The sequence below is a fragment of the Mycobacterium sp. genome, assembly GCF_049673265.1.
Classification (GTDB): domain Bacteria; phylum Actinomycetota; class Actinomycetes; order Mycobacteriales; family Mycobacteriaceae; genus Mycobacterium.
In genome coordinates, this window is record NZ_JBATXN010000285.1 from 1 (window position 1) to 10,110 (window position 10,110).

At 66.2% G+C, this 10,110-nt stretch carries 12 protein-coding genes; 7 read left to right on the forward strand and 5 right to left on the reverse strand.

Features of this window, described 5'->3' with window-relative positions; all coding sequences use genetic code 11:
* The coding region (locus tag WBF82_RS09885) for a methionine--tRNA ligase (protein WP_424382862.1) at nucleotides 1–1,403 on the forward strand (1,403 nt) is incomplete at its 5' end.
* A 45-nt stretch (nucleotides 1,404–1,448) separates the two neighbouring features.
* Nucleotides 1,449–1,991, forward strand: a complete 543-nt coding sequence (locus WBF82_RS09890; protein ID WP_424382863.1) for a pyridoxamine 5'-phosphate oxidase family protein — start codon at nucleotides 1,449–1,451, stop codon at nucleotides 1,989–1,991.
* Here WBF82_RS09890 and WBF82_RS09895 read toward each other — a convergent pair.
* Together WBF82_RS09895 and WBF82_RS09900 are read right to left on the reverse strand one after the other, a co-directional pair.
* Complete coding sequence (locus WBF82_RS09895) at nucleotides 1,979–2,353, reverse strand: hypothetical protein (RefSeq protein WP_424382873.1); 375 nt, start codon at nucleotides 2,351–2,353, stop codon at nucleotides 1,979–1,981. The two genes, WBF82_RS09890 and WBF82_RS09895, sit on opposite strands and share 13 nt — an antisense overlap.
* Nucleotides 2,354–2,367: 14 nt before the next feature.
* Nucleotides 2,368–2,838, reverse strand: coding sequence for an anthrone oxygenase family protein (locus WBF82_RS09900; RefSeq protein ID WP_424382864.1), 471 nt, complete (start codon nucleotides 2,836–2,838; stop codon nucleotides 2,368–2,370).
* A gap of 100 nt (nucleotides 2,839–2,938) precedes the next feature.
* Between WBF82_RS09900 and WBF82_RS09905 the strand changes: the two genes are divergently transcribed.
* From WBF82_RS09905 to WBF82_RS09920, 4 genes are all read left to right on the forward strand, one after another.
* Nucleotides 2,939–3,517 carry a TetR/AcrR family transcriptional regulator gene (locus WBF82_RS09905; protein ID WP_424382865.1) on the forward strand — a complete coding sequence of 193 codons (579 nt, stop codon included), beginning with the start codon at nucleotides 2,939–2,941 and terminating at the stop codon, nucleotides 3,515–3,517.
* 87 nt (nucleotides 3,518–3,604) lie between these two features.
* Complete coding sequence (locus WBF82_RS09910) at nucleotides 3,605–4,780, forward strand: NAD(P)/FAD-dependent oxidoreductase (protein WP_424382866.1); 1,176 nt, start codon at nucleotides 3,605–3,607, stop codon at nucleotides 4,778–4,780.
* Nucleotides 4,777–5,679 carry an RNA polymerase sigma-70 factor gene (locus WBF82_RS09915; RefSeq protein ID WP_424382867.1) on the forward strand — a complete coding sequence of 301 codons (903 nt, stop codon included), beginning with the start codon at nucleotides 4,777–4,779 and terminating at the stop codon, nucleotides 5,677–5,679. The genes WBF82_RS09910 and WBF82_RS09915 overlap by 4 nt, the downstream gene beginning before the upstream one ends.
* 91 nt (nucleotides 5,680–5,770) lie before the next feature.
* Complete coding sequence (locus WBF82_RS09920; RefSeq protein WP_424382868.1) at nucleotides 5,771–7,039, forward strand: aminodeoxychorismate synthase component I; 1,269 nt, start codon at nucleotides 5,771–5,773, stop codon at nucleotides 7,037–7,039.
* Here the strand turns inward: WBF82_RS09920 and rsmI are convergent.
* Nucleotides 6,995–7,831, reverse strand: a complete 837-nt coding sequence (gene rsmI / locus WBF82_RS09925; RefSeq protein WP_424382869.1) for a 16S rRNA (cytidine(1402)-2'-O)-methyltransferase — start codon at nucleotides 7,829–7,831, stop codon at nucleotides 6,995–6,997. The genes WBF82_RS09920 and rsmI overlap by 45 nt on opposite strands.
* 24 nt (nucleotides 7,832–7,855) lie before the next feature.
* Between rsmI and WBF82_RS09930 the strand changes: the two genes are divergently transcribed.
* Nucleotides 7,856–9,406 (forward strand): dolichyl-phosphate-mannose--protein mannosyltransferase, encoded by a 1,551-nt coding sequence (locus WBF82_RS09930; RefSeq protein ID WP_424382870.1) that lies wholly within the window; start codon nucleotides 7,856–7,858, stop codon nucleotides 9,404–9,406.
* Here WBF82_RS09930 and WBF82_RS09935 read toward each other — a convergent pair.
* Together WBF82_RS09935 and WBF82_RS09940 are read right to left on the reverse strand one after the other, a co-directional pair.
* Complete coding sequence (locus WBF82_RS09935; protein WP_424382871.1) at nucleotides 9,403–9,831, reverse strand: ester cyclase; 429 nt, start codon at nucleotides 9,829–9,831, stop codon at nucleotides 9,403–9,405. The two genes, WBF82_RS09930 and WBF82_RS09935, sit on opposite strands and share 4 nt — an antisense overlap.
* A gap of 68 nt (nucleotides 9,832–9,899) precedes the next feature.
* A partial coding sequence (locus WBF82_RS09940) for an arginine deiminase family protein (RefSeq protein WP_424382872.1) occupies nucleotides 9,900–10,110 on the reverse strand: 211 nt, incomplete at its 5' end.

Genomic DNA, 10,110 nt, shown 5'->3' on the forward strand with positions numbered 1-10,110 from the left:
GCACCGACGAGCACGGCCTCAAGATGGTTGAGACCGCAGCCGCCGAAGGCATTCCGACGGCCGAGCTGGCCCGGCGCAACTCCGACGTATTCCAGCGCCTGCAGAAGAAGCTCAACATCTCCTTCGACCGGTTCATCCGCACCACTGATGCCGACCACCACGAGGCGTCCAAGGAGATCTGGCGGCGGATGCAGGCCGCCGGCGACATCTACCTTGACACCTATTCGGGCTGGTATTCCGTGCGCGACGAGCGGTTCTTCGTCGAATCGGAGACCACGCTCGTCGACGGCAACCGGATCGCGGTCGAAACCGGCACCCCGGTGACCTGGACCGAGGAGCAGACCTACTTCTTCCGGCTCTCCGCCTATACCGACAGACTGCTGGCCCACTACGACGCCCACCCGGACTTCATCGCACCGGAGGTGCGACGCAACGAGGTGGTCAGCTTCGTCTCGGGCGGCCTGCGGGACCTGTCCATCTCGCGCACCTCGTTCGACTGGGGCGTGAAGGTTCCCGAGCATCCCGATCACGTCATGTACGTCTGGGTCGACGCGTTGACCAACTACCTGACCGGGGTCGGCTACCCCGACACCGAATCCGAGTTGTTCCGCCGCTATTGGCCCGCCGACCTGCACATGATCGGCAAAGACATCATCCGGTTCCACACGGTGTACTGGCCGGCGTTTTTGATGTCGGCCGGAATCGAGCTGCCCCGAAGGGTTTTCGCGCACGGATTTCTGCTCAACCGCGGTGAGAAAATGAGCAAGTCGATCGGCAACATCGTCGACCCGGCGATCCTGGCCGACACTTTCGGCCTCGATCAGGTCCGCTACTTCCTGTTGCGGGAGGTCCCTTTCGGCCAAGACGGCAGCTACAGCGAAGAGGCGATCATCACCCGGACCAACACCGACTTGGCCAACGAATTGGGCAACCTGGCCCAACGATCCCTTTCGATGGTGGCCAAGAACCTCGATGGGACCGTCCCGACGCCGGGCGATTTCAGCAGCGACGACACCGAACTGCTGGCCGTCGCCGATGGCCTACTCGAGCAGGTGCGCGCCGAATTCGAAGTCCAGGCAATGCATTTGGCGCTGGAGGCGATCTGGTTGATGCTCGGCGCGGCGAACAGATACTTCTCGGCGCAGCAACCGTGGGTACTTCGCAAAAGCGACTCCGAAACAGACCAGGCCCGCTTTGCCACCGTGCTCTACACCACCTGTGAAGTGGTGCGGATCGCGGCATTGTTGATCCAGCCGGTGATGCCCGAGTCGGCGGGCAAGCTGTTGGACTTGCTCGGTCAGCTAGACGATCGGCGCACGTTCTCCGCCATCGGCACTCGGCTGGCACCCGGCACTGTGTTGCCGCCGCCGGTGGGTGTGTTTCCCCGCTACCAACTGGAGTGATCTCAGCGGCGATGAGTTTCCGCGCCACCGGCGGTCTGCATCACCATGACGATCACGACACACAATCTGGACGGCTACGGAGCGCCACCGATCGAATGGTCGCGCCTGCACGAGGTCTTGACGAGCGACCTAACCCAAGGACCCGGAACCGGTGGCCCCAACCGGCACACCGCGTGGCTGACGACGCTGAACTCGGACGGCAGCCCACACGTGACACCGGTGGGCGTCGTCACGGCGGCGGACGGTATCTGGTACTTCACCTCGGGACCACGAACCCGCAAATCGCGCAACCTCGCCCGCGACCCGCGATGCGTGGTGAGCGTGGCGACCGACGCGTTCGACATCGTCATCGAGGCAACTGCCAACCAAGTCACCGACGATGCGGAGCTGGACACCGTGGCCGCCACATTCCGTGAACAAGGCTGGCCGGCCGTCGTCGACGGCAAGGCACTAACCGCCGATTACAGCGCGCCGTCCGCAGGCCCTCCGCCGTGGCATGCTTACCGCGTCATTGCGGCAACGGTCTACGCGCTGGGCACTTCCGAGCCATACGGCGCAACCCGCTTCGACATGGGTCAGCCTGGATGAGTCGAGTGCAGGCGCACCTGGACGGTCACGCGCCCGTTGTCGTCTCGGTGAGCGACGGCATGTCCGCCACGCTCAACGCCGTTGAGCGTCAGTGAAATTGGCGCGCCTTCGCCGACAAAGTTGCGCCACCACGTCTTGGCGTCCGGCAAGTTTGGGGTGATGTCAATCTCGTCACCGCGGCGGCGGTATGACACCGGGATAGTGAATGTCCGTCCCGAACGTCGCCCCGTGTACGTGATCAGCGTGATACTGCGCCGCAGTCTCGCCCCGAGACGCGGGGAAGACGCAATCGCGGCCACCGGCGCGTTGAAAAGCGGTGCCGCGCGCATGATTAGACGCAGGTAATTTCGTGGATTGAACATGGTTCGATACCCCCTCATATCAGCAGCGTCAAGCACAATGCTGCAACCGCAAGGCCCTGCAGCGTGGCCCTGATGGTGATCACTTTGTCCCAACGACGTTGCAGCGCACGGGCATCCGTCGGCGTACCGGGATGATCGACCGCGGCGGTGAGTTCGCGGTTGATCGGCGCGCTCACTCGCAGGTAGAGCATCAACCAAACCAGGAGCAGGCCAACGGCGATACCAGCTGCGCCGGCTTGCGTCCAGCGGCCGGACGCCGCGGCGAATGCCGCACTGATCGCCGCGGCCACCACGCCGAGCGCCCCGGGCACCGGCATCCGGCGGTCGCCGTAGCGGTGGATGTTGCCCATCACCGCGAGCAGGGCCGAGTCGTCGACACCGGCCAGCGCGGGCCGTTGCACCGTCGCGCAGAACACGTCGGTGCCGTACACCACAGCGGTGCCCAGCACCGCGATCAACGCGAACCAGCCGGCTGGTTGCGTCATGGCGATCTCTCCTTTCGCAGTAAGTGTTAGCAACGCTAACCCTCCAGAAGGATTTTGGCAATAGCGTCGCTAGCTTTTATATCGGCGCTAACATTCGGCTATGGCCATCGAAGATCGTCGAGCCCGCGAGCGTGCCGCGCGCCGCCGCCTCATCACCACCACGGCACGCAAGCTGGCGGAGGAGGAAGGTTGGGAAGCCGTCACCACGCGGCGTCTTTCCACCGAGATCGAATACAGCCAGCCGGTGCTGTACAAGCACTTCTCAAGCATGGAGGGAGTCGTCGCCTCCGTCGCCGTCCAGGGATTCGGCGAGCTCGCCGAGGCGCTCTCTTCCGCGCGCAGCGGTGCGACCGACGGCCGAGAAGCCTTGAGGCGAGTCACGCACGCGTTCATCCGCTTTGCCCACGACAATCCCGTCCTGTTCGACGCGATGTTCACCCGCGCCACGACACTGCACTTCGCCGCCCCCGACACCCCCGCCGAGTTGAACGCTGCCTTCGCCGAGCTGCGGGCGGCGGTCGGCATGGTCGCAGGCACTCGGGACGCCGACACGCTCTCCGAGGTGTTCTGGGCGGCGCTGCACGGCTTGGTCACCCTTGACCGAGCGGGACGGTTACGTCCGGAGTACGAAGCCGCGCGGGTGGATCTGCTGCTCGCGCAGTTTTCGCCGCCGACGTGAGCCTGGTCACAGCCGCTGCCACGCTGTCACATCCGTGAACTGGGCGGTGTCTCAAGGGCGGAACACCCGTAAGAACAGGAGACAGCAATGACCGACCAGCGCACTCACATCGTCGTGATCGGCGGCGGATACGCCGGGACGCTGGCCGCTAACCACTTGCGGCTGCGCGCGGACGTCGACATCACCTTGGTCAATCCACGTCCGGTCTTCGTCGAGCGAATCCGCCTGCATCAGTTGGCGGCAGGCAGCGGCACCGCCGCCGTCGACTACGGCACCATGCTCGGCGAGGGCATCCGACTGGTCGTCGACAGCGCCGAGCGGATCAACAGCGCCGAGCGCCGGATCGAACTGGGCTCCGGCGCGGTGTTGGATTACGACTACCTGATCTACGCTGTCGGCAGCACCGGCGCAGTACCCTCTGCGGTGCCCGGCGCAGTCGAATTCGCCTATCCCATAGCTGAATTCGAATATGCCGAACGATTGCGCGCCGCGCTGGACGAGCTGCATCCCGAGGCGCCGGTCACCGTCGTCGGGGCCGGCCTGACCGGCATCGAGACGGCATCCGAGCTGGCCGAGCAGGGCCGACGGGTAACCCTGGTCTGCGGTGGGCTGCTGGGCCCGTCGTTGAGCGGGCCCGGCCGGCGTTCGGTGGTCAAGTGGCTGCGCCGCCTCGGCGTCGAGGTGCTCGAGACGGCCGTGGTCCGCGAGGTCCGCCCGGACGCGGTCATGCTGGCCGACGGGGCCCTGCTGCCCAGCGCGGTGACGGTGTGGACGGCGGGCTTCGGCGTGCCGGAGCTGGCCGCCCGCAGCGGGCTTCGCACCGATGCGCTGGGCCGACTGCTGACCGATGAGACACTGACCAGCGTGGACGACCCGCGGATCGTGGCGGCGGGCGATGCCGCCGCGCCCTCGGATCAGCCGTTGCGGATGAGCTGCCAGGCCGCGATTCCACTCGGCGCCCAGGCCGCCAACACAGTGCTGAGCCGCATCGCCGGAACGCCGCCCGCGGTGATCAACCAGGCTTTCACCGGGCAGTGCATCAGCATCGGTCGCTCTTATGCCACCGTCCAGCTGGCCCGTCCCGACGACAGCCCGCTGAACCTGTTCATTGGCGGCCGGTTCGCCGCGTCGATCAAGGAATTGGTCTGCAAAGGCACGGTGTGGGGCATTCGGCGCGAAGCCGCCAAGCCGGGGTGGTACCGCTGGCTCAAGGGCGGCAAGCGCGCCGAGCGGCTGGCGGACGATGTGGTCGCGGTGCCGTGACCACATCCGATGAACACGCCGAACGGTTCACGCTGCTGCGGCCGCTGCTGTTCACCATCGCCTACGAAATCCTCGGCTCAGCAACAGAATCCGATGACGTGCTGCAGGACAGCTATCTGCGCTGGGCAAAGGTAGACCTGGCGGGCGTGCACGACACCAAGTCCTACTTGGCGCAGCTGGTCACCCGTCAGGCGCTCAATGCGCTGCGCGCCGGCGCTCGGCGTCGGGAGGACTACGTCGGCCCGTGGCTGCCCGAGCCGCTGCTGCTCGAAGAGCAGGACCCGTCGGCCGATGTCGTACTGGCCGAATCGGTTTCGATGGCGATGCTGGTGTTGCTGGAGACCTTGGGCCCCGACGAACGCGCGGTATTCGTGCTGCGAGAGGTATTCGGCTTCGACTATGACGAAATCGCCTCCGCAGTGGGCAAATCCGTCCCGGCAGTGCGGCAAGTCGCCCATCGGGCCCGCGAGCACGTGCAGGCCCGGCGCAGGCGTTTCACCCCGGTGGACCCAGAGCAAAACGCACGTATCACTGAACAATTCATGGCTGCGGCGTCAACCGGCGACGTCGAAACCGTGATGGCGATGCTGGCACCCGACGTAGTGTGGACCGCGGACAGCGGCGGTAAAGCCAGCGCGGCGCGCCGCCCGGTGGTCGGGGCCGAAAAAGTCGCACGCGCGGTCGTCGGCCTGGTCGGCCGGGCCGCCCAAATTCCCGATGTTCGCGTGGAAATGGCCATGTGCAACTCCGCGCCGGCCGTCCTGCTCTATCGTGCCGACCTTCTGGAGGGCGTGTTCACCATCGAGATCATCGACGGCAAGATCACCAACTTCTACGCGACGCGCAATCCCGACAAGCTGACCAGGCTGACAACCCCACACGAGATCAGCCGCGGCTGAACTGCCCCGGGCCAGCAGACACAAAAGTCCCTTTTAGCCCGGTGTGTCGGGGGCTTTTGCGTCTGGTCGCGCAACCCACCAAGCTGGTGGGGTGAGAATCGACCGGCTCGGCGACCTTGGCGGCGCACCCGCAGTGCTGCGCGCCATCGGCGACGCCACCAACCGGCTGGGTCTGCCGCCGCCGGCCGCGCTGACCGGTGAATGGTTCGGTGCGCTGGCGGTGATTGCACCGAGTGTGTCGGTGCGGCCCGTCGATGCCGCCGAGGCGTTCGCGGTGCGACCGGGTGCAGAGAGCACGGCGGTCGGCGGCGGCTGGATCGGCTATCTGTCGTACCCCGATCCGGGCGCCGACGGACGGCCCCCGCGAATACCCGAAGCCGCCGGCGGTTGGACGGATTGCGTATTGCGCTGCGACCGCGACCGACAGTGGTGGTACGAGAGCCTGTCCGGTGCCCCGATGCCAGCCTGGCTGGCTCATGTTTTGGCGGCGCCCACGCCGCGCTCTGTTCCGGCGCGGCCTTACCGCATCGATTGGGACGCGGCCGACCGTCAGGCGCATCGCGGCGGAGTACTGGCGTGTCTGGAGGCCATCCGCGCCGGCGAGGTCTACCAGGCCTGCGTGTGCACCCAGTTCGCCGGCGCCATCGTCGGTCAACCGCTGGACTTCTTCGTCGACGGAGTTGCACGCACCGCGCCGGCGCGGGCCGCGTTCGTCGCCGGAGCGTGGGGGGCGGTGGCCTCGCTGTCACCGGAACTGTTTCTGCGCCGTCGCGGTGAGGTCGTCACGTCGAGCCCGATCAAAGGCACGCTGCCTCTGGATGCGCCGCCGTCGGCGCTGCGAGCCTCGGTCAAGGATGTCGCCGAAAACATCATGATCGTCGACCTGGTCCGCAATGATTTGGGTCGCGTGGCCGTCACCGGATCGGTCACCGTGCCCGAGCTGCTGGTGGTGCGGCCGGCGCCGGGTGTATGGCATCTGGTGTCGACGGTGTCGGCGGTGATGCCGGCCGAGCTGCCGATGTCGGCGCTGCTCGACGCGGCGTTCCCGCCGGCTTCGGTGACCGGAACTCCCAAACTCCGTGCCCGACAACTGATTTCAGGGTGGGAGGAGTCTAGACGCGGAGTGTATTGCGGCACAGTCGGTTTGGCGTCGCCGGTAGCCGGCTGTGAGCTCAACGTCGCAATCCGCACCGTGGAGTTCGACCCGGCCGGCAACGCGGTCCTGGGATCCGGGGGCGGAATCACCGCCGACTCCGACGTCGACGCCGAGTGGGACGAATGCCTGCACAAGGCGGCGCCGATCCTCGGCTCCGCCTCAACTGCGCGATCGCAACACCGCGTCGTAGAGCTCACGCCGTGACGGCGCTCCCGGCGTAGCGGCAATCACCTGCGCGCAAGCGTCTTTGACGCCCATCCCGGTATCGACCAGAGCACCCACCTGGGCCACCAGCGCCGCCACGTCGGCGCGCGGGGTGGCACCGGCGAGCACGACGGTGATCTCGCCCAGCACGCCGTCGGCCGCCCAGGTCGCCAGTTCGGCCAGCGATCCGCGCACCACTTCCTCGTGTACCTTGGTCAGCTCTCGACATACCGCCGCCCGGCGTTCCCCGCCGAGTTGTTGGACGCCGTCACGCAGACATGCGGCCAGCCGGCGCGGCGATTCGAAGAACACCGTCGTGCGTCGCTCGTCGGCCAGCGAGGCCAGCCAAGCCTTGCGCGCCGACTGCTTGCGCGGCGCGAATCCCTCGAAGCAGAACTTGTCCGATGCCAGCCCCGAGACCGCCAGCGCGGTGGTCACCGCCGAGGGCCCGGGCAGACACCGCACCGGCAGACCGGCGTCCAGGCACGCCACCACCAGCCGGTGGCCCGGATCGTTGATCAGCGGCATCCCGGCGTCGCTGACCACCAACACCGTGGCACCCGAGCTGATCGCGTCGACCAGCTCAGGCACCCGGGACGCCTCGACGTGATCGAAGAAGCTGACGATATTGCCGCCGATCCGAACGTCAAGCGCCTTGGCCAGCGTCCGCACCCGGCGGGTGTCCTCGGCGGCCACCACATCAGCCGACGACAGGGCGGCGATCAGCCGGGGTGACGCATCGGACGGTTGGCCCAACGGCGTCGCGCCCAGCAACAGTCGACCCGGGGTCATGGCCCACAGCCTACGATCGGTCCAATGACCGCTCCGCCCGATGAACTCGTCGCCACCGACCGGGCCGTACCCGTCATCAGCCCCGGACCGATAACGCCGGTGCCCGACTTCGGCCCGGTGGACCGGTTAGAGGGCTGGGTCGTGACAGCAGTGATCGCTGCTCTTGCGGCGGTGACGCGGACGGTGAACCTGGGTTCACCGACCGATGCCGGTACACCGATTTTCGATGAAAAGCATTACGCGCCGCAGGCCTGGCAGATGCTGAACAACCACGGCGTGGAAGACAACCCGGGTTACGGCCTGGTCGTTCATCCGCCGGTCGGCAAGCAACTGATCGCGATAGGTGAAGCGATCTTCGGCTACAACGGGCTGGGCTGGCGGTTCACCGGCGCAATACTCGGCATTTTGCTCGTGGCGCTGGTGGTGCGAATCGTGCGACGAATCAGCCGCTCGACGTTGGTCGGCGCAATCGCCGGACTGCTGGTGATCGGCGACGGGGTCAGCTTTGTGACGGCCCGCACGGCACTGCTGGACGGTTTCCTGGCTTTCTTCGTGGTCGCGGCGTTCGGCGCGCTGATCGTTGACCGCGACCAGGTGCGCGAGCGCATGCACGTCGCGCTGACCGAGGACCGCAGCAACGAGACGGTGTGGGGACCGCGGCTTGGTGTGCGTTGGTGGCGGTTCGGCGCCGGCGTGCTACTCGGTTTGGCTTGCGCGACAAAGTGGTCCGGGCTGTACTTCGTGGTGTTCTTCGGGCTGATGTCGTTGGCTTTCGACGTCGCGGCACGCCGCCAATACAAGGTGCTGCGTCCGTGGCTGGGTGTCATCCGCCGCGATCTGGGTCCTACCCTCTACGCTTTGCTGCTCATCCCGTTCGGGGTCTACCTGGCCAGCTATGCGCCGTGGTTCGCCTCCGAGACTGCAATCGATCGACACGAGGTCGGCCAATCGATCGGAACGCAAACGGATTTCCCGCTACCCGATGCCATCCGGTCACTGTGGCATTACACCGCCAAGGCCTACGAATTCCATGCCAGCCTGACGAATTCGGCGGGCAACTACCATCCCTGGGAATCCAAACCGTGGGCGTGGCCGATGTCGCTGCGGCCGGTGCTCTATGCCATCGATCAGCAGAACGTCCCGGGCTGCGGCGCGCAGTCGTGCGTTAAGGCAGTGATGCTGGTTGGCACGCCGGCGATGTGGTGGCTGTCGGTGCCCGTTCTCGGCTACGCGTGCTGGCGGATGTTCGTGCGCCGCGACTGGCGCTACGCCGCGGTGCTGGTCGGCTATTGCGCCGGCTGGCTGCCCTGGTTCGCCGACATCGACCGTCAGATGTACTTCTTCTACGCGGCCACCATGGCGCCGTTTCTGGCGATGGCGATCGGGCTAATCCTCGGCGACATCCTCTACAAACCGGGCCAGAACGTCGAACGTCGCACCCTCGGGATGATCGCGGTATCCTGTTATGTCGCATTGGTTTTGACGAACTTCGCGTGGCTGTTTCCGGTGCTCACCGGCCAGCCGATTTCACAGGCAACCTGGGATATGGAGATCTGGCTGCCCAGCTGGCGCTAGATCATCCCGAGCTGCTTCATCTGCGAGAGCACGTCGACGACTCCCCACGTCTCGGCGATTCGGCCGTCGACGAAGCGGAAGATGAAAATCTCGTTGTAGGCCACCGGCTTGCCGGTTGGTGGCAGCCCCATATATTCACCTCGGTGCGTCCCGGTAACGGTATTTCTCACCACGACCTTGTCGCCCTCCGCGATCATGTCCTCGACGGTGAGATGAAGGTCGGGGAAGGCCTCGAGCAGCACCGCCCACACATGCTTGAGCGCCTCCGCGCCCGTCACGTCCAGCGGCACGGGCGTGCGGATCAGCGCGTCGGGCTCGACAAGCTCATCGATCATCTTCGAGATGATTTCCGCATTACCGGAATTCACGACGTCGTGGAACCGGCTGAACGTCGCTTTGTTGCTTTTTTCCTGCGGTGTCGACATTCGACTCCTCCATTCGGCTGGCTACCCTCTCAGACACCGCGGAGCGTGCGATTGTGACAGCCGCGCGGCTAAATCGGGTCGCGGGCGGCCGGACAGGACATGCACCGCGGGCCGCCGCGACCGGTGCCCAGCTCTGAGACGGCGATGGTAACTACCTCGATCCCGGCGTCCTCGAGACGAGCGTTGGTTCGCGTGTTGCGCTCATAGGCGACGACGACGCCGGGCGCCAGCGCCAACGTGTTGTTGCCGTCGTCCCACTGTTCACGTTCGGCGACAACG